The organism is Pseudomonas sp. PDM22 (assembly GCF_014851965.1).
Taxonomy (GTDB): domain Bacteria; phylum Pseudomonadota; class Gammaproteobacteria; order Pseudomonadales; family Pseudomonadaceae; genus Pseudomonas.
Genome location: NZ_JACVAR010000002.1, coordinates 961,640 through 986,925 on the forward strand (window position 1 = coordinate 961,640; position 25,286 = coordinate 986,925).

25 protein-coding genes and 1 pseudogene are annotated in these 25,286 nt (G+C 67.0%); 15 read left to right on the forward strand and 11 right to left on the reverse strand.

Translation table 11 applies throughout. The features are described 5' to 3' along the window. Entirely contained in the window at positions 1-1,005 is a 1,005-nt protein-coding gene (gene gap / locus IB255_RS10050) for a type I glyceraldehyde-3-phosphate dehydrogenase (RefSeq protein ID WP_192210176.1), read from the reverse strand. Between the two features lie 128 nt (positions 1,006-1,133). Between gap and edd the strand changes: the two genes are divergently transcribed. The 10 genes from edd (at position 1,134) to IB255_RS10100 (ending at position 13,192) form a co-directional block, all read left to right on the forward strand. Continuing rightward, complete coding sequence (gene edd, locus IB255_RS10055) at positions 1,134-2,960, forward strand: phosphogluconate dehydratase (protein ID WP_192210178.1); 1,827 nt, start codon at positions 1,134-1,136, stop codon at positions 2,958-2,960. A 116-nt stretch (positions 2,961-3,076) separates the two neighbouring features. After that, positions 3,077-4,075 (forward strand): glucokinase, encoded by a 999-nt coding sequence (locus IB255_RS10060; protein ID WP_225594739.1) that lies wholly within the window; start codon positions 3,077-3,079, stop codon positions 4,073-4,075. A gap of 47 nt (positions 4,076-4,122) precedes the next feature. Further along, entirely contained in the window at positions 4,123-4,857 is a 735-nt protein-coding gene (locus IB255_RS10065; protein WP_081518033.1) for a response regulator, read from the forward strand. A 19-nt stretch (positions 4,858-4,876) separates the two neighbouring features. Continuing rightward, the gene (locus IB255_RS10070) at positions 4,877-6,298 is read left to right on the forward strand and encodes an ATP-binding protein (RefSeq protein ID WP_139791564.1); all 1,422 of its coding nucleotides are present in this window, start codon (positions 4,877-4,879) and stop codon (positions 6,296-6,298) included. A gap of 164 nt (positions 6,299-6,462) precedes the next feature. Beyond that, the gene (locus IB255_RS10075; RefSeq protein ID WP_081518035.1) at positions 6,463-7,725 is read left to right on the forward strand and encodes an ABC transporter substrate-binding protein; all 1,263 of its coding nucleotides are present in this window, start codon (positions 6,463-6,465) and stop codon (positions 7,723-7,725) included. A gap of 102 nt (positions 7,726-7,827) precedes the next feature. Next, entirely contained in the window at positions 7,828-8,754 is a 927-nt protein-coding gene (locus IB255_RS10080) for a carbohydrate ABC transporter permease (RefSeq protein WP_192210180.1), read from the forward strand. Further along, complete coding sequence (locus tag IB255_RS10085) at positions 8,747-9,592, forward strand: carbohydrate ABC transporter permease (protein WP_151186408.1); 846 nt, start codon at positions 8,747-8,749, stop codon at positions 9,590-9,592. The genes IB255_RS10080 and IB255_RS10085 overlap by 8 nt, the downstream gene beginning before the upstream one ends. 11 nt (positions 9,593-9,603) lie before the next feature. Further along, the gene (locus tag IB255_RS10090; RefSeq protein ID WP_192210182.1) at positions 9,604-10,764 is read left to right on the forward strand and encodes an ABC transporter ATP-binding protein; all 1,161 of its coding nucleotides are present in this window, start codon (positions 9,604-9,606) and stop codon (positions 10,762-10,764) included. Between the two features lie 52 nt (positions 10,765-10,816). Further along, positions 10,817-12,175, forward strand: coding sequence for a carbohydrate porin (locus tag IB255_RS10095; RefSeq protein WP_081518039.1), 1,359 nt, complete (start codon positions 10,817-10,819; stop codon positions 12,173-12,175). 180 nt (positions 12,176-12,355) lie between these two features. Then, on the forward strand, positions 12,356-13,192 hold the full coding sequence (locus IB255_RS10100; protein WP_081518040.1) for a D-hexose-6-phosphate mutarotase: 837 nt from the start codon (positions 12,356-12,358) through the stop codon (positions 13,190-13,192). 161 nt (positions 13,193-13,353) lie between these two features. Here the strand turns inward: IB255_RS10100 and IB255_RS30935 are convergent, their stop codons facing one another. The 3 genes from IB255_RS30935 to IB255_RS10110 all read right to left on the reverse strand — a co-directional run bounded on the left by IB255_RS30935 (position 13,354) and on the right by IB255_RS10110 (position 14,204). Beyond that, entirely contained in the window at positions 13,354-13,482 is a 129-nt protein-coding gene (locus IB255_RS30935) for a hypothetical protein (RefSeq protein ID WP_017516671.1), read from the reverse strand. 74 nt (positions 13,483-13,556) lie between these two features. Further along, entirely contained in the window at positions 13,557-13,745 is a 189-nt protein-coding gene (locus tag IB255_RS10105) for a hypothetical protein (RefSeq protein WP_081518041.1), read from the reverse strand. Positions 13,746-13,766: 21 nt separating this feature from the next. Continuing rightward, positions 13,767-14,204, reverse strand: coding sequence for a hypothetical protein (locus tag IB255_RS10110; protein ID WP_081518042.1), 438 nt, complete (start codon positions 14,202-14,204; stop codon positions 13,767-13,769). Positions 14,205-14,411: 207 nt separating this feature from the next. Here IB255_RS10110 and IB255_RS10115 point away from each other — a divergent pair, with 207 nt between their 5' ends. Further along, complete coding sequence (locus IB255_RS10115; protein WP_192210184.1) at positions 14,412-14,846, forward strand: PGDYG domain-containing protein; 435 nt, start codon at positions 14,412-14,414, stop codon at positions 14,844-14,846. A gap of 156 nt (positions 14,847-15,002) precedes the next feature. After that, positions 15,003-15,908, forward strand: a complete 906-nt coding sequence (locus IB255_RS10120) for a YihY/virulence factor BrkB family protein (protein WP_192210186.1) — start codon at positions 15,003-15,005, stop codon at positions 15,906-15,908. Here the strand turns inward: IB255_RS10120 and IB255_RS10125 are convergent. Both IB255_RS10125 and IB255_RS10130 read right to left on the reverse strand, forming a co-directional pair. After that, positions 15,905-16,456 (reverse strand): hypothetical protein, encoded by a 552-nt coding sequence (locus IB255_RS10125; protein ID WP_192210188.1) that lies wholly within the window; start codon positions 16,454-16,456, stop codon positions 15,905-15,907. The genes IB255_RS10120 and IB255_RS10125 overlap by 4 nt on opposite strands. Before the next feature lie 88 nt (positions 16,457-16,544). Then, positions 16,545-17,453, reverse strand: a complete 909-nt coding sequence (locus tag IB255_RS10130; RefSeq protein WP_192210190.1) for a LysR family transcriptional regulator — start codon at positions 17,451-17,453, stop codon at positions 16,545-16,547. A 105-nt stretch (positions 17,454-17,558) separates the two neighbouring features. Between IB255_RS10130 and IB255_RS10135 the strand changes: the two genes are divergently transcribed. Then, the gene (locus IB255_RS10135; protein ID WP_192210191.1) at positions 17,559-18,791 is read left to right on the forward strand and encodes an SGNH/GDSL hydrolase family protein; all 1,233 of its coding nucleotides are present in this window, start codon (positions 17,559-17,561) and stop codon (positions 18,789-18,791) included. A gap of 84 nt (positions 18,792-18,875) precedes the next feature. Here IB255_RS10135 and IB255_RS10140 read toward each other — a convergent pair whose 3' ends face one another. The 4 genes and pseudogenes from IB255_RS10140 to IB255_RS10150 all read right to left on the reverse strand — a co-directional run bounded on the left by IB255_RS10140 (position 18,876) and on the right by IB255_RS10150 (position 23,328). After that, positions 18,876-19,991, reverse strand: a complete 1,116-nt coding sequence (locus IB255_RS10140) for a PilT/PilU family type 4a pilus ATPase (protein ID WP_081518047.1) — start codon at positions 19,989-19,991, stop codon at positions 18,876-18,878. 114 nt (positions 19,992-20,105) lie between these two features. After that, positions 20,106-20,666 carry a methyl-accepting chemotaxis protein gene (locus IB255_RS31230; RefSeq protein ID WP_412548093.1) on the reverse strand — a complete coding sequence of 187 codons (561 nt, stop codon included), beginning with the start codon at positions 20,664-20,666 and terminating at the stop codon, positions 20,106-20,108. Next, a pseudogene (locus IB255_RS31235) lies at positions 20,646-21,479 on the reverse strand (PAS domain-containing protein); the annotation flags it as partial. The pseudogene IB255_RS31235 and the gene IB255_RS31230, both read right to left, overlap by 21 nt. A 79-nt stretch (positions 21,480-21,558) precedes the next feature. Further along, complete coding sequence (locus IB255_RS10150; RefSeq protein ID WP_192210193.1) at positions 21,559-23,328, reverse strand: hybrid sensor histidine kinase/response regulator; 1,770 nt, start codon at positions 23,326-23,328, stop codon at positions 21,559-21,561. A gap of 27 nt (positions 23,329-23,355) precedes the next feature. Here IB255_RS10150 and IB255_RS10155 point away from each other — a divergent pair, with 27 nt between their 5' ends. Together IB255_RS10155 and IB255_RS10160 are read left to right on the forward strand one after the other, a co-directional pair. Continuing rightward, entirely contained in the window at positions 23,356-24,015 is a 660-nt protein-coding gene (locus tag IB255_RS10155; RefSeq protein ID WP_218035506.1) for a response regulator, read from the forward strand. 211 nt (positions 24,016-24,226) lie between these two features. Continuing rightward, a complete protein-coding gene (locus IB255_RS10160) occupies positions 24,227-24,859 on the forward strand; it encodes a LysE family translocator (RefSeq protein ID WP_081518050.1) in 633 nt (210 codons plus the stop codon). A gap of 70 nt (positions 24,860-24,929) precedes the next feature. On the opposite strand, the gene IB255_RS10165 is transcribed toward IB255_RS10160, so the two are convergent. Then, positions 24,930-25,211: a peptidylprolyl isomerase gene (locus tag IB255_RS10165; protein WP_017516439.1), complete on the reverse strand. Its 282-nt coding sequence runs from the start codon at positions 25,209-25,211 to the stop codon at positions 24,930-24,932. Between the last annotated feature and the right edge of the window lie 75 nt (positions 25,212-25,286).

Here is a 25,286-nt window from a genome sequence, read left to right on the forward strand (position 1 = left end):
TCAGCCGCGTGCCGCAGCCATCGCCCGCGCCGTATCCAGCATGCGGTTGGAGAAGCCCCATTCGTTGTCGTACCAGGCCATCACCTTCACCAGCCGGCCATTCACCCGCGTGTGGCTGGCGTCGAAGATGGCCGAGCGCGGGTCGTGGTTGAAGTCCACCGAGACCAGCGGCTGGCGGTTGAAGCCGAGGATCGCCGAGCCTTCGCTGGCACGCTCCAGCAGCGCGTTGACCTCCTGCGCGCTGGTGTCACGGGCGACCTGCAGCGTGAGGTCCACTAGCGACACGTTGATCACCGGCACCCGCACCGCCAGGCCCGTCAGCTTGCCCGCCAGTTCCGGCAGCACCAGGCCAACGGCTTCGGCGGCGCCGGTCCTGGTCGGGATCATCGACTGGGTGGCCGAGCGCGCGCGGTACGGGTCGCTGTGATAGACGTCGGAGAGATTCTGGTCGTTGGTATAGGCGTGGATGGTGGTCATCAGCCCGTGTTCGATGCCCAGCTCGCGGTGCAGCACCTGGGCCACCGGCGCCAGGCAGTTGGTGGTGCAGGAGGCGTTGGAGACGATGCGGTGTTCCGCGCGCAGGATGTCTTCGTTGACGCCGAACACCACCGTGGCGTCCACGTCCTGGCCGGGCGCGGAGATCAGCACCTGGTGCGCGCCGGCCTGCAGGTGAGCCGCAGCCTTGTCGCGGGAGGTGAAAAGGCCGGTGCACTCCAGCACGATATCCACCCCCAGGGCCTTCCACGGCAACTCGGCCGGATGGCGGATCGCCGTGACGGCAATGCGGTCGCCCTCTACCCTGAGGCTTTCGGCGTCGTGCTCGACGTGGCCGGCGAAGCGCCCATGCACGCTGTCGTACTGGAACAGGTGGGCGTTGATCGCGGCGTCGCCCAGGTCGTTGATCGCCACCACTTGCAGGTGCTGGCGGTAGGGGCCCGAGTAGAGCGCGCGGAGTACGTTCCGACCGATGCGGCCAAATCCGTTGATTGCCAGGCGTATAGTCATGAAGGTCGTCTCTTTTCTTTTGTTGTGGTAAAAACAATTAAATTTCCACGTTGATGAAAAGTAAACACCGAGTAATCAACGATAATGTTGTAAAAACAACAACCGATAGTCTGTAGGAGAATGCTGCCATGCACCCTCGTGTGCTTGAAGTCACCCAGCGCATCCAGGCCCGCAGCGCGGCCACGCGTCAGCGCTACCTCGATCTGGTCAAGGCAGCCGCCACCAAGGGTCCGCACCGCGGCACGCTGCCCTGCGGCAACCTCGCCCACGGCGTCGCGGCTTGTGGTGATTCCGACAAACAGGCGCTGCGGCTGATGAACCAGGCCAACGTCGCCATCGTCTCCGCCTATAACGACATGCTTTCCGCGCACCAGCCGCTGGAGCGCTTCCCGGAACTGATCAAGGACGCCCTGCGGCAGATCGGCTCGGTCGGCCAGTTCGCCGGCGGCGTGCCCGCCATGTGCGACGGCGTGACCCAGGGCGAGCCGGGGATGGAACTGTCCCTGGCCAGCCGCGACGTGATCGCCATGGGCACCGCCATCGCGCTGTCGCACAACATGTTCGACGCCGCGCTGTGCCTGGGCGTGTGCGACAAGATCGTCCCCGGTCTGCTGATCGGCTCGCTGCGCTTCGGCCACCTGCCGGTGGTGTTCGTGCCCGCCGGCCCCATGCCCACCGGCATCTCCAACAAGGAGAAGGCCGCGGTGCGCCAGCTGTTCGCCGAAGGCAAGGCCACCCGCGAGGAGCTGCTGGCCTCGGAGATGGCCTCCTACCACGCGCCGGGCACCTGCACCTTCTACGGCACCGCCAACACCAACCAGTTGCTGGTGGAAGTGATGGGCCTGCACCTGCCGGGCGCCTCCTTCGTCAACCCGAACACCCCGCTGCGCGACGAGCTGACCCGCGAAGCCGCGCGCCAGGCCGCGCGCCTGGCGCCGGAGAACGGCCAGTTCGTGCCCATGGCGGAGATCGTCGACGAGAAGGCCATGGTCAACTCGGTGGTGGCGCTGCTGGCCACCGGCGGCTCGACCAACCATACCCTGCACCTGCTGGCCATCGCCCAGGCCGCCGGCATCCAGCTGACCTGGCAGGACATGGCCGACCTCTCCGAAATCGTGCCGACCCTGGCGCGCATCTATCCCAACGGCCAGGCCGACATCAACCACTTCCAGGCGGCGGGCGGCATGTCCTTCCTGATCCGTCAGCTGCTCGATGGCGGCCTGCTGCATGAAGACGTGCAGACGGTGGTCGGCAAGGGCCTGCGTCGCTACATCCAGGAGCCTTTCCTCGACGACGGCAAGCTGGTCTGGCGCGAAGGCCCGGCGGCGAGCCTGGACGAGAACATCCTGCGCCCCATCGACAAGCCGTTCTCGGCCGAAGGCGGCCTGCGCCTGATGGAAGGCAACCTCGGGCGCGGCGTGATGAAGGTCTCCGCCGTGGCGCTGGAGCACCAGATCGTCGAAGCCCCGGTGCGCATCTTCCACGACCAGTCGAGCCTGGCCGCCGCCTTCAAGGCCGGCGAGCTGGAGCGAGACCTGGTGGCCGTGGTGCGCTTCCAGGGCCCGCGCGCCAATGGCATGCCGGAGCTGCACAAGCTCACGCCGTTCCTTGGCGTGCTGCAGGACCGTGGCTTCAAGGTGGCGCTGGTCACCGATGGGCGCATGTCCGGCGCTTCCGGCAAGGTGCCGGCGGCGATCCATGTGTCTCCGGAGGCGCTCAACGGCGGCCCGCTGGCCAAACTGCGCGACGGCGATGTGGTGCGCGTCGACGGTACTACCGGCGAGCTGCGCGTGCTGGTGGATGCGGCGGAGTGGGATGCCCGTCCGCTCGTGGAAACCCCCGCGCTGGATAACATGGGCATGGGCCGCGAGCTGTTCGCCTTCATGCGCAATGCCTTCAGTTCGGCCGAGCAGGGCGCCTGCAGCTTTACCGCCGAGCTCGACGGCTTGCGCTGAGACGCTCACCTGATGGAATCTTCTGCGCGGCGTTGACTGCCTGTCCGCCGCGCGGGAGAGCCTCCGGTGCTGTCCTACGCTGAATCTTTCCCCCCACTTCCAGGCCCGAGCCCACAATGATTTCCAACAACGCTCAGCCCGCCCCGAACGGCTTCGCCCTGGTCGGCGACATCGGCGGCACCAACGCCCGCTTCGCCCTGTGGCGCGGTGAAGTCCTCGAGTGCATCGAGGTTCTGGCCTGCGCCGACTACCCGCGCCCGGAAGATGCCGTGCGCGACTACCTGCAGCGCGTCGGCCAGCCGCTGTCGGCCGTCGACAACGTCTGCCTGGCCTGCGCCGGCCCCGTTGGCGCAGGCGACTTCAAGTTCACCAACAACCACTGGGTGATCAAACGCGACGCCTTCCGTGCCGAACTGGGCCTGAGTCACCTGCTGCTGGTGAACGACTTCAGCACCATGGCCTGGGCGGCTTCGCGGCTGTCGGAGGAACACCTGGTGCAGGTGCGTCCCGGCAAGGCGCTCGAAGGCCGCGCCAAGCTGATCATCGGTCCGGGCACCGGCCTGGGTGTCGGCAGCCTGATGCCGCTGCCGGGTGGCGGCTGGGAAGTGCTGCCCTGCGAAGGCGGCCACGTCGACCTGCCGGTGACCTCCGAACGTGACTTCGCCCTCTGGCAACTGCTGCGCGAGAAGTACGGCCATGTCTCGGCCGAGCGCGTGCTCTCCGGCAGCGGCCTGGAAAACCTCTACCGCATGAGCTGTCAGCTCGATGGCGTGGAGCCGAAATGCGCGACTGCCGCCGAGATCGGCGAGCGCGCCATGGCCGGCGACGCCTATGCCGACGCGGTGCTGGAGCACTTCTTCGTCTGGCTGGCGCGCGTCGCCGGCAATGCCGTGCTGACGGTCGGCGCGCTGGGTGGCGTGTACATCACCGGTGGCATCGTCCCGCGCTTCCTCGAGCGCTTCCAGCACAGCGGCTTCGCCGAGGCCTTCCGCAGCCGTGGCAAGACCAGCGGGCCGTACCTCGACCAGGTTCCTGTGTGGGTCATGACGGCGGATCATCCGGGCCTGTTCGGCGCCGGCGTGGCCCTGGAGCAGGCGCTGCGCAACGAAGGCTGACACCCCGCTTCATCCCTGAAGAACAACAAGAACAAAGGACGCCCGAAGTGAACCAGCCTGCCCGATCCATCCTGCTGGTGGACGACGACCAGGAAATCCGCGAGCTGCTGGAAACCTACCTCAGCCGCGCCGGCTTCCAGGTGCGCAGCGTCGCCGATGGCGAGAGCTTCCGCCGCGCGCTGTGCGACGAGGACGCCGCCCTGGCGATCCTCGACGTGATGCTGCCCGACGAGGACGGCTTCAGCCTGTGCCGCTGGATTCGCTCACACCAGCGCCACGCCTGCATGCCGGTGATCATGCTCACCGCCAGCTCCGACGAGGCCGACCGCGTGGTGGGGCTGGAACTGGGCGCCGACGACTACCTCGGCAAACCCTTCAGCCCCCGCGAACTGCTGGCGCGGATCAAGGCGCTGCTGCGCCGCGCGCAGTTCACCCAGGTGCGCGGCGGCGAGGTCATCGCGTTCGACGACTGGCGGCTGGATACCATCAGCCACCGGCTGTTCCACGAGGACGGCGAGGAGCACTTCCTCAGCGGCGCCGACTTCGCCCTGCTCAAGCTGTTCCTCGACAATCCCCGGCAGATTCTCGACCGTGACACCATCGCCAGCGCCACCCGTGGCCGCGAGGTGATGCCGCTGGAGCGCATCGTCGACATGGCCGTGTCGCGCCTGCGCCAGCGTCTGCGCGACACCGAGAAACCGGCGCGGCTGATCCAGACCGTGCGCGGCAGCGGCTACCTGCTGGCCGCCCAGGTTCGTCCGCACCTCGCCGGCCATGAGTGAACGCCGCCGCTGGGCCCTGGTGCCGCGCTCGCTGCTCGGCCGCATGCTGCTGCTCACCCTGCTGGCGGTGCTGATCGCCCAGGGTCTGTCGAGCCTGTTCTGGATATCCCACCTGCGCACCAGCCAGCGCGACGGCCTGCTCACCAGCTCGCGCAGCCTGGCTTACTCCATGGCTGCCAGCGTCAGCTACTTTCGCTCGCTGCCCATCGGTTACCGTCCGCTGGTGCTCGACCAGCTGCGCAGCATGGGCGGTACGCGCTTCTTCGTCTCGCTCAACGAACGCCCGCTGAACCTGCGCGCGCTGCCGGATACCACCAACAAGCAGGCGGTGATCGACATCGTGCAGGACGTCCTGCACCAGAAGCTGGGCAAGGACGTCGAGCTGCAGGTGGAGTTCGTCAGCCCGGACGACCTGCGGCTGTTCAACGGCGAGCTGAAGCTGGAGGAACTGCCGCGTTCCTGGGCGCACTACGCGCTGACCCTGGAGCCGGTGAACCCACCGGTGCTGGTCACGCAGATCCGCATCGGCGAAAGCGAATGGCTGTACATCGCCAGCCTGATGCCGGCGCCCTACGTCACCCTGGAACCCGAAGGCCTGCCGCCGCAGCAGGTCATCTCCATCGTCTTCACCAGCCTCCTGCTGCTGCTGTTCACCGGCCTGCTGGTGCACTGGCAGAGCCGCCCGCTCAAGCGCCTGGCCCGCGCCGCCCGCGACATCGCCCTGGGCGGCGAGGAACAGCCGTTGGAGGAGAGCGGCGCGAGTGAGCTGGTGGAGGTCTCCCGCGCCTTCAACACCATGCGCGAACGCATTGACCGCTACGTCAACGAACGCGCGCAGCTGTTCAGCGGCATCTCCCACGACCTGCGCACGCCGATCACCCGCCTGCGCCTGCGCGTGGAGCTGCTGGAGGATGAACAGGCGCAGGACAAGTTCAGCCACGACCTCGATGAACTGGAGCTGCTGGTGAAGGGCGCGCTGCAATGCGTGAAGGACACCGACATCCACGAAAACGTCGAGTCGGTGGACCTCAACCAGTTGCTGCAATACGTCGCCGGGCCCTACATCGCCGACGGCCGTGTCGAAGTGCTGGGCGCGGCGCTCGAGCCCTATCCGGGCAAGCCGCTGGCGCTCAAGCGCTGCATCGGCAACCTGCTGGACAACGCCCTGAAGTACGGCGGCCGCGCCCAGCTGAGCATCGAGGATGATCCCGACGCGGTGGTTCTGCACGTCGACGACCAGGGCCCCGGCGTGCCGGAACAACGCCTGGAGAAAGTCTTCGAACCGCGCTTCCGGTTGTCCGAACGGGGGCAGGGCTACGGCTTGGGCCTGGGCATTGCGCGCAACATTGCGCATACCCATGGTGGGGAAGTGACCTTGCAGAATCGCCGTGAGGGTGGACTGCGGGTGACGTTGAGGTTGCCGCGGTTGGAGGTGGAGTAGGGCGCTTCGCGCTTCCGTCATCTTTCGCCATGAACATTCGCCCAATGTCACCGGCCGGTGACAATCGAAGATCGCTTCGTTACCCGGAGACCAGAATGCCTTGGATAGACTCGGACCATCGCAAGCGAAGACTTGCCTCCAATAACAAGAACAAGGTGCTCCCCATGAATGCGATCCGTCGCCTGTCGGCCGCCATCTGCCTTTCCTCCCTCTGTCTCTCCCCCCTGCTGGCCCACGCCGGTGAAGTCGAAGTGCTGCACTGGTGGACCTCCCCCGGTGAGAAGCGCGCTGCCGAAACCCTGAAGAAACTCGTCGAAGCCAAGGGGCACACCTGGAAGGACTTCGCCGTCGCCGGTGGCGGTGGTGAAGCGGCCATGACCGTGCTGAAGACCCGCGCCGTCTCCGGCAATCCGCCGGCCGCCGCGCAGATCAAGGGGCCGGACATCCAGGAGTGGGGCGAGCTGGGGCTGCTCGCCGACCTCAACGACGTCGCCGCCGAAGGCAAGTGGGACCAGCTGCTGCCGCCGCAGGTGGCGCAGATCATGAAGTACAAGGGCGACTACGTGGCCGTGCCGGTCAACGTGCACCGGGTGAACTGGCTGTACATCAACCCGGAAGTCTTCAAGAAGGCCGGCGCCACGCCGCCGACCACCCTCGATGAATTCTTCGCCGCCGCCGACAAGCTCAAGGCCGCCGGCTTCACGGCGCTGGCCCACGGCAGCCAGCCCTGGCAGGACGGCACCCTGTTCGAGAACCTGGTGCTCAGCAAGATGGGCCCGGAGGGCTATCGCAAGGCCTTCGTCGAACTGGACAAGGAAACCCTCACCGGCGCGCCGATGGCCGACGTCTTCGCCGCGCTGAAGAAGCTGCACGGCTACGTTGACGCCGACGCCGCCGGCCGCGAGTGGAACGTCGCCACCGGCATGGTCATCAATGGCAAGGCCGGCATGCAGATCATGGGCGACTGGGCCAAGAGCGAGTTCACCGCCGCCGGCAAGGTGGCGGGCAAGGACTACCAGTGCCTGCCGTTCCCCGGCACGCAGAAGGCCTTCGACTACAACATCGACTCCCTGGTGATGTTCAAGCTGAGCAACGAGGAGAACCGCAAGGCCCAGGAAGACCTGGCGCGCGCGGTGCTCGACCCGTCCTTCCAGAAGGACTTCAGCCTGAACAAGGGCTCGATCCCGGTGCGCCTGGACGTCGACATGACGCCCTTCGACAGCTGCGCCCAGCAGTCGATGAAGGACTTCAAGGCAGCCTCCGCCAGCGGCAACCTGGTGCCAAGCATGGCCCACAGCATGGCCGCCTCCAGCTATGTGCAGGGCGCGATCTTCGACGTGGTCACCAACTTCTTCAACGACCCCGCCGCCGACCCGCAGAAGGCCGCGCAGCAACTGGGCGCCGCCATCCAGGCCGCCGCGCAGTAAGGCGCTCGCCGGCTCCGTCGCGGAGCCGGCCTCTCTCCCCAACTGAACGACTCCGGGCCGCCATGGCAGCCCGGGTGGGCTCACTCATCCTCGAGAAAGCAGATGGCGACCCGATCTCCGACTTTCACTCCCGCCGCCGCGCCCCGCGCTTCGCTGCTCGATGGCCTGCAGGCCTGGCTGCCGAAGCTGGTGCTGGCCCCGAGCATGCTCGTGGTGCTGGTCTGCGTTTACGGCTACATCGGCTGGACGCTGCTGCTGTCCTTCACCAACTCACGCTTCATGCCCGCCTACAGCTGGGCCGGGCTGACCCAGTACCTGCGCCTGTGGGACAACGACCGCTGGTGGGTGGCGAGCAAGAACCTGCTGCTGTTCGGCGGCCTGTTCATCGGCGTCTGCCTGGTGCTCGGGGTGTTCCTCGCGGTGCTGCTGGACCAGCGTATCCGCCGCGAAGGCTTCATCCGCACGGTGTACCTGTACCCCATGGCGCTGTCCATGATCGTCACCGGCACCGCCTGGAAGTGGCTGCTCAACCCCGGCCTGGGCCTGGACAAGCTGCTGCGCGACTGGGGCTGGAGCGGCTTTCGCTTCGACTGGCTGGTGGACCCGGAGCGGGTCGTCTACTGCCTGGTGATTGCCGCCGTGTGGCAGGCCTCGGGCTTTGTCATGGCGCTGTTCCTCGCCGGTCTGCGCGGGGTCGACCCGGCCCTCGTGCGTGCCGCCCAGGTGGACGGCGCGAGCCTGCCGACCATCTACCTGCGCATCGTCCTGCCGAGCCTGCGCCCGGTGTTCTTCAGCGCACTGATGATCCTCGCGCACATCGCCATCAAGAGCTTCGACCTGGTCGCCGCGATGACCGCCGGCGGCCCCGGCTACTCCTCCGACCTGCCGGCGATGTTCATGTATGCCCACACCTTCACCCGTGGCCAGATGGGCCTGGGCGCGGCCAGCGCGATGCTGATGCTGGGCGCCGTGCTGGCCATCGTCGTGCCGTACCTGTACTCCGAACTGCGAGGCAAGCGCCATGCATGACTCGACCCTGAAACCGTCGTTCAGCCTGAGCCGCCTGGCGGTGCACGCGACCCTCTGGGGCGCCGTGGCGCTGTACGTGATCCCGCTGCTGGTGATGCTGCTGACCAGCTTCAAGTCGCCCGAGGACATCCGTAACAGCAACCTGCTGGCGCTGCCGGATGTGTTCACCGCGATCGGCTGGGTGAAAGCCTGGGGCGCAGTGGGCGACTACTTCTGGAACTCGGTGAAGATCACCGTGCCGGGCGTGCTGATCTCCACCTTCATCGGCGCCATGAACGGCTACGTGCTGTCGATGTGGCGCTTCCGCGGTTCGCAGCTGTTCTTCGGCGCGCTGCTGTTCGGCTGCTTCCTGCCGTTCCAGGTGATCCTTCTGCCGATGTCCTTCACCCTCGGCAAGCTCGGCCTGGCCAACACCACCACCGGCCTGGTGATGGTGCACTGCATCTACGGCCTGGCCTTCACCACGCTGTTCTTCCGCAACTACTTCGTGGCGATCCCGGATGCGCTGGTGAAGGCCGCGCGCCTGGACGGCGCGGGGTTCTTCACCATCTTCCTGCGCATTCTGATGCCGATGTCCACCCCCATCGTGATGGTCTGCCTGATCTGGCAGTTCACCCAGATCTGGAATGATTTCCTCTTCGGTGTGGTGTTCGCCAGTGGCGATGCGCAACCGATCACGGTGGCTCTGAACAACCTGGTGAACATCAGCACGGGCGTGAAGGAATACAACGTCGACATGGCGGCCGCGATGATCGCGGCGCTGCCCACGCTGGTGGTCTACGTACTGGCCGGCAAGTACTTCGTGCGCGGGCTCACTGCCGGCGCCGTCAAAGGTTGAGGTAAGCACCGATGTCCACCCTTGAACTGCACAACCTGCACAAGTCCTACGGCGCAGGCCTGGCGGACACCCTGAAGTCGATCAACCTGTCGATCGAGTCGGGCGAGTTCCTGATCCTGGTCGGCCCTTCCGGCTGCGGCAAATCCACCCTGATGAACTGCATCGCCGGGCTGGAGAACGTCACCGGCGGCGCCATCCTGGTGGACGGCCAGGACATCAGCGGCATGAGCCCGAAGGATCGCGACATCGCCATGGTGTTCCAGTCCTACGCGCTGTACCCGACCATGAGCGTGCGCGAGAACATCGCCTTCGGCCTGAAGATCCGCAAGCTGCCGAAAACCGAGATCGATGCCGAGGTGGCTCGCGTGGCCAAGCTCTTGCAGATCGAGCACCTGCTCGAGCGCAAGCCCTCGCAGCTCTCCGGCGGCCAGCAGCAGCGCGTGGCCATGGGCCGGGCGCTGGCGCGGCGGCCGAAGATCTACCTGTTCGACGAACCGCTGTCGAACCTCGACGCCAAGTTGCGCGTGGAGATGCGCACCGAAATCAAGCTGATGCACCAGCGCCTGAAGACCACCACGGTGTACGTGACCCATGACCAGATCGAGGCCATGACCCTGGGTGACAAGGTGGCGGTGATGAAGGACGGCATCGTCCAGCAATTCGGCACACCGCAGCAGATCTACAACGACCCGGCGAACCTGTTCGTCGCCAGCTTCATCGGTTCGCCGCCGATGAACTTCATCCCGCTCAAGGTGCAGCAGCAGGGCGGCCGGCTGGTCGGCCTGCTGGACAGCGGCCAGGACCGCTGCGAGCTGCCGCTGCAACTGGAGGCCGGGCTGATCGAGGGCCGCGAGCTGATCCTCGGCGTGCGCCCGGAACAGGTGCAGCTGGCCAGCGATGGCGCCAACGGTCCCAGCGACCTGCGCGCCGAGGTCGAGGTGGTCGAGCCCACCGGCCCGGACACCCTGGCCTTCGTCACGCTCAATGGTGCCAAGGTCTGCTGCCGCCTCGCGCCGGACCAGGCGCCCCAGCCGGGCTCGTCACTGCAGCTGCGCTTCGATCCTTCCCGCGCGCTGCTGTTCGACGCGCAGAGCGGCGAGCGCCTGCGCGCCGAGCCGCGCGGCGACGGCGCGAACAAGGTGACGCCGCTGGCCCGCCAGAAGCATTCCTGAAACACCCCTGCCTGTAACTACGCTAGAAACCAAGACAACGAGGACGCTGGAGATGCACAAGAACAACAAGAACCGGCCTGCAGCACGAACCCTGGGCTGCCTGCTCGCACTGGGTTGCGCGGGCAACGTCGCGCATGCCGCCGATGCCTTCTCATCCGAGTCCAAGTGGGGCCTGGGTGACTGGGGCGGCAAGCGCACCGAGCTGCTGGAGAAGGGCTACGACTTCAAGCTCGACTACGTCGGCGAGGCCGCCAGCAACCTGGGCGGCGGCTACGACCAGCACACCACGGCACGCTACTCCGACCAGTTCGCCCTCGGCACCCACCTGGATCTGCAGAAGATCCTCGGCTGGGACGCCACCGAGTTCCAGCTGACGGTCACCGAGCGTAGCGGCCGCAACCTCTCCAACGACCGCATCAGCGACCCGCGCGCCGGGCAGTTCAGCTCCGTGCAGGAAGTCTGGGGCCGTGGCCAGACCTGGCGCCTGACGCAGATGTGGATCAAGCAGCAGTACTTCGATGGCGCGCTGGACGTGAAAGTCGGCCGCTTCGGCGAGGGCGAGGACTTCAACAGCTTCCCCTGCGACTTCCAGAACCTGGCCTTCTGCGGCTCGCAGGTGGGCAACTGGGTCGGCGGCATCTGGTACAACTGGCCGGTCAGCCAGTGGGCGGCCCGCGTGAAGTGGAACTTCAACGACGAGTGGTACGCCCAGGTCGGCGCGTACAACCAGAACCCGTCGAACCTGGAAACCGGCAACGGCTTCAAGCTCAACGGCAGCGGCACCAAGGGCACCATCCTGCCGGTGGAGCTGGTGTGGATGCCCAAGGTCGGCGCCCAGCAACTGCCCGGCGAGTACCGCCTGGGCTACTACTACAGCACGGCCGAGGCCGACGACGTGTACGACGACGTCAACGGCAACCCGCAGGCGCTCACCGGCGAGCCGGCCAAGACCCACAGCGGCAAGCACGGCTGGTGGGTGGTGGCGCAGCAGCAGGTCACCGCCCATGACGGCGACACTTCGCGCGGCCTGAGCCTGTTCGCCAACTTCACCGTGCACGACAAGGCCACCAACACCGTCGACAACTACCAGCAGCTCGGCGTGGTCTACAAGGGCCCGTTCGACGCGCGGCCCAAGGACGACATCGGCTTCGGCGTGGCGCGCATCCACGTCAACGACGACGTGCAGGATCGCCAGCGCCTGGTGAACCAGGTCAACGGCATCGACGACTACGACAACCCGCTGTACCAGCCCATCCAGGACACCGAGTACAACGCCGAGCTGTACTACGGCGTGCATGTGACCAATTGGCTCACCGTGCGGCCGAACCTGCAGTACATCCGCCATCCGGGCGGCGTGGACGAGGTCAACAACGCCGTGGTGGCCGGCCTGAAGATCCAGTCCAGTTTCTGATTGCTCCCTGGTGCGAACCTGGCCCGTCCTTGCGACGGGCCTTTTTTCATTGGCGCGGGCGCTGCGCGTGACTAGGCTTTGCGGTTAGAATCGCCGCCTTTTCTGTAAGATGTAGTGAAACTACAGAGATCTTCACGCCCCGGAATGTCCGGGCAGGGATTGGATCAGGACATCCGGACAATGCTCGAGCATCCGCTGCAGCGCTTTTTTCATTCCATGCGGGGCAAGCGCCCCTTCGACTGGGTGCGCTTCCAGCGTCGCGACCTGCTGCTCATCGATCACCCGCAATGCCAGGCGGTGTTCAGCCGCCAGGGCGCGCAGCTGCTGCACTTCCAGCCGCGCGGCGCGCGCCCGCTGCTGTGGTGTTCGAGCCAGTGGCCGAGCCTGAGCACGGCACCGATCCGCGGAGGTATTCCGGTCTGCTGGCCCTGGTTCGGCAGCCACCCGGTGGAAGCCGACTGGCCGCAGCACGGCTGGGCGCGCCAGCGCGAGTGGCGCATGCTCGATGCCTGGGCCGACGACAGCAAGGTGGTGGTCAGCTGGCAGCTGGATATCGAGGACTGGCACGTGCGCCTGGAAGCGCGCCTGGGCCAGGACCTGGACATCGAACTCTCCAGCTACCACGAGGATGACAGCGACTGTCTCTTCAGCTTCGCCCTGCAGCCTTATTGGCGCGTGGGTTCGCTGCGCCGCTCGGTGGTCCATGGGATGGAGCTGGACGGCAAGGCCAGCGGCCTGCCCAACACCTGGGCTCCCCGTGGCGCGGTCAAGCAGGTGCTCTACAACACCGGTTCCCTGGTGCTGGAGGATGCCGGCTGGCAGCGGCGCCTGCGCATCGACAAGAACACCAGCGCCGGCAGTGTCATCTGGCACCCCGGCAGCCGCGCGGTGGAACAGGTGGAGCCGGGTGAAGCGGAGCGCTTCCTGTGCATCGGCGCCGCCGGCTATCGCGCTGGCGGGCTGATTCTCGCCCAGGGCGAGCGGATGCTGCTGAATCTGCGCGCGGGATTGATCTGATCAGGATTGGTGTCGCGCCCCCTACCTGGGGAGCGTAGGAACACACTTGTAGGAGCGGGCCATGCCCGCGATCGCGCGCATGGCGCGCTCCTGCAGAGTCTCGGGGAGAGAGGTGAGCGGACAGCCTCACCGAGGCCATCCGCAGGACGAGGGGCGCGCCCTCAGGACGGTTGCTGCGGAGTACCCAGCAGCGACTTGCCGGTTTTCTTCTGCCGCTTGGCCATGCGTTTTTCGTGCGCGGTTTTCAGCGGCTTCTTCTTCGCCTGTTTCTTCGCGTCGAGACCTTTCACGAGCCTGTCCTCCAACGGGACGCCCTCGGGCCGAGAGCTGACTGCTTCAGCATAGTCCCGTGGCAGGCGGCTGTTCAGCCGGCGGTCAGGCGCTCCAGCTCGCGGCGCACCATGTTGGCGTAGTGCGGCGGGCTCAGCCGGTACAGCTCGCCGGCCACCCAGGGCAGCCAGCGGGCGCCGAGCTGGTCGCGTTCGGCCAGCAGGCGCCGGGCTTCGGCTTCGGCGCGCTGGGCGTTTTCCTGGTGGTAGTCGGCACGGCTCATCGGCGGTTCTTCGGTGCAACGTCAGGTCTTGGCGCAGCTCAGAGTCTGCGGATCAATGGTGATGCTGGCCAGCGGCTTGGCGTCGCTGCCGGCGTACTCGTGGGTGACGCTCAGGTGGTGCTCGCGGAAGCGCTGCAGCAGGTCGGGCTGCTCGCAGGTGGTGCCTTCGAGCTGCTTCTTCAGCCCGTTCTCGAACTTGGCGCGGGCACCCAGGTCCATGGCGTCCAGGCGCAGGTTGGAGATGGCGTAGCGGTAATACAGCATCTTCTTCGCCGGGTCGAGCTGCACGCTGTTGAGGGTGGTCACCTTGTCTACCTGGCGTGGCAGGTTGGACTTGGTCACCTGGTCGAAATAGTCCGCCGATTCCTTGAGGAATTTCGCTTCTTCGGGAGTGTCTTCGGCGTGGACGGCAAGGCTGGTGAGCAACAGGAAGGGCAGGGCGAGACGGGCAAACGGCATGGGAGATTCCTGTACGGCTGATGGGGTTGGCTCAGTAGGTGCGACCGCCGGAAAGCGGGCTGGGTTCGGCCGGGAGTGTCGTGACGGCACGCATGGTCAGTGAGTGTAGAGCACCACCAGCGGCTGGCTTCTCGCAGGGCGATTCTTTTGCGAGTAGGCTTGCCCCCGTTCTCCCCCCCACCTTTTCCGCAGGTCCGCAGTCCCGCCATGATCGAACTGACCCAGGTCGACCTCCGCACCGATCCCGCCGCGCAGCGCGTGGTAAAGGACGAAACCGTCACCGTCGAATTCGCTGTGGTGGCCGGCGCATTGATGAGCCTCGAAGGCCCGAACCGTTATGCCGTCGGCGACGCGATCATCAGCGGCGCGACCGGCGAGCGCTGGGTCGTTTCCCGCGAGCGCTTCGATCCGAAGTACCGGCCCGCCGAAGCCGCGCTCACCCACGGCGAGCCGGGTGCCTACCGCAACATCCCCAGCCCGGTGCTGGCCCGGCGCATGGACGAACCCTTCACCCTGCTGCGCTCGGCCGGTGGCGACCGCCTCACCGGTGCCCCTGGCGACTGGGTCATGCAATACGCCCCCGGCGACTACGGCGTGGTGAAGGCCGAGCGCTTCGCCAAGGTCTATCGCCTGGCCGACTGAAACCGCCTCCGCACTGGCTTCCACGCCCCGCCAGCGGCTATGGTCTGTGCTGGCGGGTGCTCTGCGTCGCGCTTTTGTTGCAACTTTGCCGGCGTTGCGCAGGTCCACCCTGCAGCCCGCCGGCGAGCGGGACGCTCATCGGGAGGACGGTGCGGGATGCGATTCATGGACATGCGCGGGCTCAGTCTGGGGCCCTGGAAGCTGATCAGCCTGACGGTGAAGGAGTTCCTCGACGACGAGATGCCCACCTATGCCGCCGCGCTGGCGTACCAGGGGCTGTTCTCGCTGTTTCCCTTCCTGCTGTTCCTCATCGCGCTGCTGGGCTTCCTGCACCTGCCGGAGTTCTTCGACTTCCTCCGCCAGCAGGCCGACTATGTGCTGCCGGCGCAGGCGCTGGATCAGGTCAACCCGGTCATCGACCAGTTGCAGCAGCGCCAGGGCGGGCTGCTGTCCATCGGTATCGTGGTGGCGCTGTGGTCGTCCTCGGCGGCGGTGCGTTCGCTGATGATCGCGCTCAACGCCGCCTACGACGTGCGCGAAGCACGCCCGGCGTGGAAGCGCATCCCGCTGTCGCTGTTCTACACCTTCGGCCTGGTGGCGATGCTGATGCTGATCGCCGCGCTGATGATCCTCGGGCCCCAGGTGATGGGCTGGATCGCCGCCAAGGTGGGCCTGGAGGACTTCGTGGTGATCCTCTGGAGCATCCTGCGCTGGCCGGTGATCGTGCTGCTGATGATGATGGCGGTGGCGATCATCTACTACGTCACGCCCAACGTGCAGCAGAGATTCCGCTTCATCACCCCCGGCTCGGTGCTCGCCGTGGTGCTGTGGATTTCCGCCTCGCTGGGCTTTGGCTACTACGTGAAGAACTTCGCTGACTACAACGCCATGTACGGCAGCGTCGGGGCGATCATCGTGCTGCTGCTGTACTTCTACATCTCGTCGGCGGTGCTGCTGCTGGGCGCGGAACTCAATGCGGTGATCGAGCACCATCTGCCCCACGGCAAGGACGCGGGCGAGAAGACCTTCGAGCAGGCCGCTCCGGCGCCCGATGAGGGCTAGGGCTGGGCCGGCTGGTCGGCGACGGCGGGCGGCTCGCTGAGCAGCGCGTTGACCAGCGCGGTGGCTTTCTCGAAGGAGGGGTAGCCGCTCCGGGCGACGTCCAGGCTGCCATAGGCTTTCTGGTAGCGCTGGGCCTTGGCCGGGTCAGCCTGCTTGACCAGGAAGGGCTCGGACCAGATCTTGTAGAGCAGCGCCACGGCGTAGGGCTGGCCGGCGTCGGCGGCCTTCTCCAGCAGCGGCAGCACCTCGTCCACCTGCGGGCCTTCCTTGATCTTCAGCAGCGCCAGGTAGAAGCTCGCCTCGCCGCGCACGTCCTTTTCCATGGAACGGGCGAGCAGCGCCTCGGCCAGCTCGTAGTTGGCCAGGTCGCCGCTGGCGATCAGCAGCTTCGCCTGCAGCATGTCGTTCTGGTAGAGCAGGTGCTCCTGCCGGCAGGCCTCTCCGCTCAGTGGCTCGTCGCAGGGGTTGCTGGCGTTCGTCGAGCAACCGGCGAGCAGCAGCGGCAGGGCCAGGGCGGCCAGCAGGTAAGGTATGTGTTGCTTGCCCATGCAAGTCCCTCGGGAGCGGATGTCAGGGTTCGACCGGTCGGTGGGCGCGCCGGTTCTGCTCATTGGCGAAAAGCATAGCCGCTGCCCGTCAGAGAGCTTCGAAACCAGGCAGGCGCGGCAGGCGCTCGATGAGGAAATCGATCAGCGCACGGGTCCGGGCCGGCAGAAAAAGCCGCGAAGGATACAGCAGACTGGCCTCCTGGGTAGGCCCGCGCCACTCCGGAAGGAGGCGTTGCAGGCTGCCGTCGGCCAGCAGGTCGGCCACCAGCCAGGCCGGCGTCAGACCGAAGCCGGCGCCCAGGCAGTAGCTCTCGCGGATCGCCAGGGAGCTGTTCACCGTGTAGCGGCTGCGTGTGGCGAGGTTCAGCGCGCGCCCATCGGCGTGACGCAGCAACAGGTTCTGCCCGGCGTCGAGCCAGGCGAAGCGCAGGTAGTCGGCCAGCGGCAGGTCGTCGGGAGCCTGCAGCCCGGGCTGCCGCGCAAGCCATGCCGGGGCAGCCACCAGATAGCGCGGCGAGCGCGCCAGCGGGCGGGCGATCAGTTGGTCCGGCAGTTCGCCGCCCAGGCGCAGGGCGAGGTCGATGCCTTCTTCGGCGAGGTCGACGAAGCGGTCGTTGAGCAGCAATTCCACCTCGACCTCCGGGTGCAACTGCATGAACTCCAGCAGCAGCGCATTCAGGCGCAGCACGCCCAGGCTCACCGGTGCGCTGACCCGCAGGCGGCCGCGCACCTGCTCGGTCTCGCCACGGGCCTCGCTGACGCCTTCGCCGTAGCTTTCCAGCGTCTGCCGGGCATGCTCGTAGAAGCGCCGGCCCTGTTCGGTGGGCTGCACGCGGGTGGTGCTGCGGATCAGCAGTTGCGCGCCGACCTGCCGCTCCAGCGCTGCCATGGTCTTGCTCACCGTCGGCTGGCTGCTGCCGGACTCGCGGGCCACGGCGGATAGGCTGCCCAGCTCCACGGCGCGGACGAAACAGTGCAACGCCTTGAGAGTATCCATGTCCTATTCGTTTATCGAATGACGGGTCTGCAAATATGCCGTCTACCGCCGTGATTGGGAATGGCCGAGCCTGTGGTCATCCCATCACCGATCTCGAGGAATGCCATGAAACGACTGCTGCTCGCCGCCCTGATCACCCTGGCCCTGCCGCTGGCGCAGGCCGAAGAAGGACACTGGCAGGCGACCTGGAGCGCCAGCCCGCAACGCACCTGGGGCAAGGAAGTACCGCTGCCGCTGGGTGTGCCGTCGGTGATCGGCAACCACACACTGCGGCAGAGCGTGAAGCTCAGCCTGGGTGGCCAGCGCGTGCGCATCGCGCTGTCCAACGCCTATGGCAGCCAGCCGGTGGCCATCGGTGGTGTCGCGGTCGCACGCGCCGCGCCCGCCGGCCAGCTCGATGGCCCGAGCCGCCGCCTCACCTTCGCCGGTCAGCCCACGGCGTACATCGCACCGGGCGCCGAGCTGCTGAGCGATCCGCTGGACCTCGCCGTTCCGCCGCTGGGCGAGCTGGCCGTGTCGATCTATCTGCCGCAGCCAACCGCCATCGAAAGCTTCCACTGGGACGGCAAGCAGCGCGTCTACGGTGGTCCGGGCGAACAGCTCGACGCCGTGCGCCTGCCGGCGGACGGCAAGATGGAAGCGCGACTGTTCCTCGCCGACGTGCTGGTGGAAAGCTCCGCAGCGCGCCCGGTGGTAGCGGTGCTCGGCGACTCGATCACCGATGGTCGTGGTGCCGGCCTCGATGGCAACCAGCGCTGGCCGGACCTGCTGGCGCAGCGGCTGGCGTCGCGTGACGTGGGTGTGATCAATGCCGGCATCTCCGGCGCGCGCCTGCTCTCCGACGGCATGGGGCAGAGCGCCCTGGTGCGCTTCCAGCGCGACGTGCTGGGCAAGCCGGGTGTGAAGGCGGCCATCGTGGCGCTGGGGATCAATGACATCTCCTGGCCCGGCAGTACCTTCGCGCCGAACAACCCGCTGGTGCAGTACGAGGACCTGGTCGCCGGTTACCGCCAGCTGATCGCCCAGGCCCATGTGCGTGGTGTGCGTCTCATCGGCGCGACCCTTCTGCCGTTCGAGCGTGCGCTCAGCGGGTCGCCCATCGAGAACTATCACGCCGCCAACAAGGAAGCGCTGCGCCAGCGGGTTAACCAGTGGATTCGCGAGAGCGGCGAGTTCGATGCGGTGGTGGACCTGGATGCGCACCTGCGCGATCCCGCCCATCCGCTGCGCCTGCTGCCGGCCTACGACAGCGGCGACCACCTGCACCCCAACGATGCGGGAAACCGGGCGATGGCCCAGAGCGTGGATATCGATGCGTTGCTCAAGGGCATCCTGTAGGAGCGCCCTGCGGGCGCTGATCGCGGGCATGGCCCGCTCCTGCAAGTTCCACGCACCACACCTGTAGGAGCGAGCCGGGTCAACTCAACTGCCGAACACCGGCCCGACGCTGTCGTCGTCCATGCCGCGCTCCAGCTTGATCTTCAGCGCCAGGTCGGTGCGCGAGTCGGCGAACTTCAGCGCATCGCTCACGCTCACGCGGCCTTCCTCGAGCAATTTGTAGAGGCTCTGGTCGAAGCTCTGCATGCCGCTTTCCAGCGCGCGCTCCACCGCGCCCTTGAGCTCGGGCAGTTCATCGCGCTGGATGATGCCGCGGATGTGTGGCGTGCCGAGCACCAGCTCTACCGCTACGGCGCGGCGCTGGTGGGTGCCGGGCACCAGGCGCTGGCCGACCAGCGCGAGGATGTTCTGCGACAGGTCGGCCAGCACCTGCGGGCGCGCCTCGTCGGGGAAGAAGCGGGTGATGCGCTCGATGGCGTGGCGGCAACTGGTGCCGTGCAGGGTGGCGACGCACAGGTGGCCGGTCTCGGCGTAGTGCAGGGCGTGCTGCATGGTGGCGGCATCGCGGATCTCGCCGAGCATGATCACGTCCGGCGCCTCGCGCAGCACGTTGCGCAGGGCGTCCTCGTAGCTGTGGGTGTCCAGGCCCACCTCGCGCTGGTCGATGATCGACTTCTTGTGCGTGTGGAGGAACTCGATGGGGTCCTCGATGCAGACGATGTGCCCGGAACGGTGGCGGTTGCGGAAGTCCAGCATGCTCGCCAGGGTCGTCGACTTGCCCGCGCCGGCCGCGCCGATCACCAGGATCAGCCCGCGATCCTGCATGGCCAGCTTGTCGAGGATCGACGGCAGGCCGAGGGAGGTGACGTCGGGGATCACCTGCTTGATCAGGCGTACCACCATGGCCACTTCGCCACGCTGGTAGTAGATGTTCGCGCGGAAGCGCCCGACGTCCGGCACGCTCAGCGCCAGGTTCATCTCCAGGTCGCGCTCGAAATCCTGGGCCTGCGCCGGCGACATGAGTTGCCAGGCCAGGGTCTTCACTTCGCCGTTCTGTAGTACGCGGTCATCCGCCGGCTGGCTGTGGCCTTCGGCCTTCAGGTGCGGCGGCGCGCCGACACTGAAGAACATGTCCGAGCCGCCACGCTCGGGCAGCAGGCGCAGGTACTGGATGACGTCGGGGAGGGGAGTGTCGCTCATGGGATCGTCCTTCGATGGCGAGGGTGCGCATCTGCATTGAGCCTAGCTGCAATGCCGGACGGGAGCCTAGGGGAGGCTGCGACACGCCGTGTTGACGTGCCGCAGGGAAGCACCTCAGGTCGACAGCTGGTTGGCGAACTGGCCGACGGCGTTGACCACGCGCTGGGCGCTGTCCTGGATCTCGATGATCACCGTACCGGCCTGCCCGGACAGCTCCAGGCCCAGCTCGGCCTGCTGCTTGCCGCGGTCGATCATGGCCACGGCCTGACCCGCCAGGTGCTGGTTCTGCTCCACCACGCGGGTGATTTCCTCGGTGGCAGCGCTGGTGCGCGAGGCGAGCTGGCGCACCTCGTCGGCGACCACCGCGAAGCCGCGTCCCTGGTCGCCCGCGCGGGCGGCTTCGATGGCGGCGTTGAGGGCCAGCAGGTTGGTCTGGTCGGCGATGCTGCGGATGCTCTGCACCAGCGCGCCGATGGCCTGGGACTGGCGGTCCAGTGCCTCGATGCCCTGGGCGGCCTCCTGCATGCGGTCCGCCAGCTCGCGCATCACATCCACGGTCTGCTGCACCACGGCCGCACCCTTGGTGGCGCTGTCGTCGGTCGTCTGCGAGGTGTCGAAGGCAATGGTCGCCGCCTGCGCGACGGCGTTCTCGCGGTGCACCTGTTCGGTGATCACGGTGGCGAACTTCACCACTTTGTAGAGGCGGTCGTGGGCGTCGATGATCGGGTTGTACGAGGCCTCCAGCCAGACCTCGTGGCCGCGGCTGTCGAGGCGCTTGAAGCGGCCGGTGACGAATTCGCCACGGCGCAGCTTGGCCCAGAAGGCGTCGTAGTTCGACGAGTTGTATTCGGCCGGCTCGCAGAACATCCGGTGATGCTTGCCCTGGATCTGCGTCAGGCTGTAGCCCATGGCGTTGAGGAAGCGGTCGTTGGCGGCGAGCACTTCGCCCTGCAGGTTGAATTCGATCACCGCGGTGGAACGTTGCAGCGCCTCGATCAGGTTCTCGTGCTCGCGGGAGTTCTCGATGGTGCGGGTCAGGTCGCTGGCGTAGATCGAAAAGCGCTGAATCTTCCCGGCGCTGTCGTGCACCGGCTGCAGGATCGAGCGCAGCCAGGCTTCCTCGCCGTCGCCGCGCAGCAGGCGAATGACTCCGGCCAGGTGCTCGCCGCGTTCGATGGCGTGCTTCACCTTCAGGTGGAAGTCCAGCCCGCGTACATGGTCGGGAATCAGGTCGAGTAGCGGGCGGCCCTTGAGCTGTTCGCCGCGGTGGAGCATTTCCTTCTCGAAGTTGGCATTCACCGACTCGATGCGCCCTCGGGGGTCGAGGAACAGCACGAGCATTTCCTCGTCGAGGCTGGCGCGGATCTCTTCGATGGAAGCGAGTTCTTCACGCAGGGTGGCGATTTCCTGCTTCAGACGCGAGTTGAACATGCGAGGGCTTTCTCTAGTGGTGAGGCACGAAGGCTGCTGCCGATTCGTTTCACCCATTGCATCGGCCGATCCAGCCGCGACTTTAGCCCCGGATGAATCGGCGTAGCCCCCATGCCACAAGGCCTGGCGCCAGTTTTCAGGCGGTACTGGTCACATCCTGACTGCTGGCGATGGCGGCGCGCAGCTGGTCGGTGTCCAGCGGCTTGTGCAACAGCCGGCTGCCGCTGGCGGCGGCCTCGCGCAGGCGCTCGGGGGAGGTGTCGCCGGTGATGATCAGCGCCGGCACCTCTCCCAATTGCCCGCGCGACAGGTAGCTGCGGATACGGCGGACGGCGTCGGCGCCGGTCTGGCCCTCACCCAGGCGGTAGTCGCTGAGGATCAGGTCCACGGGCGCGCGGCCAGTGTGGCTGGCCTCGATATGCCGCTGGCAGGCGAGCAGGGCGCTGGTGCCGGGATAGACGCGATGGCCCCAGACCTCCAGCAGGCTGCACAGCGCGTGCAGCACGTCGACTTCGTCCTCCACCACCATGATGCCCAGGCCGGGCCCGCGGGCGGCCGTCGGCAGTGGCAGGGGCGGAGCCTGCAACGGCGCTTCGGCCACTGGCACGCGCAGGCTGAAGCAGGTGCCCCGGCCGGCCTCGGAGGTCAGCGCCAGCGGATGCCCGAGCAGCCGCGCGGTGTGGCGCACGATGGCCAGGCCCAGGCCGAGCCCCTGCTTGCGGTCGCGCTCGGCGTTATGCAGCTGGACGAACTCGTCGAAGATCACTTCCTGCTGGCTGGCATGGATGCCGACGCCGGTGTCGATCACCTGGATCTCCAGTTCGTCGCCGCGGCGCCGGCAGCCCAGCAGCACACTGCCCTTGGGCGTATAGCGGAAGGCGTTGCTCAGCAGGTTGTCGAGGATGCGCTTGAGCAGCAGCGGGTCGCTATCCACCCACAGCCGGCTGTCCTGCACCCGCCAGCGCAGGTTGTGCTCGCTGGCGGTGCCGGCGAATGCCTCGCGCAGGTCGGCGAACAGCTTGTGCAGCGAGATCGGCTCGCGCGCCACCGGCACCACGCCGGCGTCCAGGCGCGAGATATCCAGCAGGCCGTTGAGCAGGTCGCTCAGGTTGCCGAGCATGGCGCGCAGGCGCGAGGCGATATCGCGCGCCTGGCGGGCATCGACGGGGCCGCGCTCGGCGAGGGCGGAGAGCGCTCCGACGAACAGCCCGAGGGCGTGGATCGGCTGGCGCAGGTCGTGGCTGGCGGCGGCGAGGAAGCGCGTCTTGGCCTGGTCGGCAGCGCGGGCGCGGTCGCGCTGCTCGCGCAGATCGTGCACCAGCTCGGAGTTTTCCTGACGCAGGCGGATGGTCTCGCACAGGCTGCGGTAGGTCACCCGGCTGTAGTACAGGTTGACCGCGGCCAGGCAGACGATGAAGAAGCTGTAGGTGGTGTGCTGTTCATCGGCAATGCTCAGGCAGCGTACCAGCATGGGCAGCAGCATCGCGGTGAGCGAGCCGATGTAGGCCGGCGGAAAGGCCGACAGCGAGGGCACCGCGCCGCACACCAGGCCCGTGAGCACGATGCAGGTGAAGGCGAACAGCTGCGGATCGCCATGGGCGAAGCCGGCCCAGCCCAGCCATCCCCAGAGCAGGCTGCTGGCCCAGGACAGCAGCGTATTGCTCCACAACCATTTTTCTTCCCGCGTGCGCGCCGGGGCTTGCCGGAAGTACGTGCGTGCCAGGACAATCCGCCCCAGCGTGAGCGCGTAGAGCGCGACCAACCAGAAGACCATCGTCGTCGGCGACAGGGCGTTGCGGAAGATGTACAGCACCGGCAGGGGTATCACCAGGTTGGCAAAGAGCACGGCGTAGGACTGGCGGAACAAGAGATCGACCAGATCGCGCTGCTGCAGGCTGTTGTGCATATCCGGAATGCCTCAGGGAGACGAAAGATGGACGGGAAGCGCGAAATGCGGGTGGTCATCGCCGATGACCACGGCATCGTAAGGGACGGCTTGCACCTGCTGCTGTCGACCCAGGACGGCATCCAGGTGGTGGGCGAGGCGGGGGACGGCATGCGCCTGCACGCCCTGCTGGAAGAACAGGGCGCGGACCTGCTCCTGCTCGACCTGAACATGCCCGGCCTCAACCGGCTGCAGTTCATCCACGAACTGCGCCAGCGTCACCCCCGGCTGAAGATACTGGTGCTCACCGCCAACACGGAAACGGCCACGGTGCGCTCGGTGCTCGACGCCGGCGTACATGGCTACCTGAGCAAGAACGATGATACCGGCGAGCTGCTCGAAGCCATCGATGCCCTGCGCGGCGGCCGGCACTTCCTGGCGCACAGCCTGCGCGTCCTGCTGGACAGCCCGAACGCGCGCGCCCCGGTTGATTCCAGCCTGCTGTCGGCCGTGGAACTGACCAGGCGCGAGCGGCAGATTCTCATCCTCGCCGCCCAGGGGCACAGCGCGCGGGAAATCGCCGAGCACTTCAGCATCAGCCCGCTGACCGTGCGCAAGCACCGCGAAAACCTCATGCGCAAGCTCGACTTGCACAGCCCTGCGGAGCTGGCTGCCTTCGCCGTGCGCCTGGGCCTGCCCAGCGCCTGAGTCGAACCTGTGCCTTGCCTGCGTGCGCATGCGGAGCGTCCCCGTCCCATGGATGAGTCGTCCGGCAGAGACTAGCGTCCCGCACGCCGGGAAAAAATACGGCAACTGCCGTATGTGCCCGGCCGCCCGCGCTGCTTAACCTTTCCCGTCACGGACCAGACGCCGCCTCGATGAGCGCCGGCCGACACCCGATCAAGGGAAGGATCACACCATGACACTGCCTGCCTACTGGGCCTCGTTCGCCGTGGCGACGCTGGCCTTCGCCTGCATGCCGGGCCCGGCCATCCTCTACATGACCTCGCAGACCCTCGCCCACGGCCGCCGCGCCGGCCTGCACGCCGCGCTGGGCATTCACCTGGGTTGCTACGCACACATCCTCGCCGCCAGCGCCGGCCTCGCCGCACTGCTGCACCACGCGCCGAACTTGTACCTCACGCTGAAGCTGGCCGGCGCGGCCTACCTGATCTGGCTTGGCGGCACGATGATCTTCGGCGGGCGCCGCCTGCTCGGGAACGAGCAGGGCGCAGGTGAGGCTCGGCCGAAGGTGCTGCGCGACAGCATCATCGTCGAGGTGCTCAACCCCAAGACGGCGCTGTTCTTCCTGACCTTCCTGCCGCAGTTCGTCGACCCGACCGCGAGCCTGCCGGTGGGCCTGCAGTTCTTCATCCTCGGAATGATCGTCAACCTGGTGTTTTCCACCGCCGACGTGCTCGCCGTGCTGTTCGCCTCGCTGTTGCTGGGCGCACTGGGCAAGGGACGCGGACAACGGCTGATGCCGCGGGTGTGCGGGTCGATCCTGGTAGGGCTGGGCGTGATGCTGGTGGCGCGGGGCGGGCCGGTGTGACGCGGGGATCTGGAGCGCAAAGCAGAGCAGGCGCCGCCCCCGGAAAAGGGCGCGGCGCGGGCGAAGCGGATCAGTCCTCGCGGCTGGTCACTTCCACCAGGTGGTAGCCGAACTGGGTCTTCACCGGACCCTGGACGACGTTCAGCGGGGCGCTGAACACGACCTGGTCGAACTCGCGAACCATCTGGCCCGGGCGGAAGGTGCCCAGGTCGCCGCCGCTGCGGCCGGACGGGCAGGTGGAGTTGTCGCGCGCCACCTGGGCGAAGTCGGCGCCGCCTTCGATGGCGGTTTTCAGTTCATTGCACTTGGCTTCGCTGGAAACCAGGATGTGACGGGCGGATGCACGGGCCATGGGATAACTCCTGAACAGGCAGTAGGAAAGGGCGAAGCCTAGCCGATTCCAGGCTCGAACCCAATGCTGTTGGCC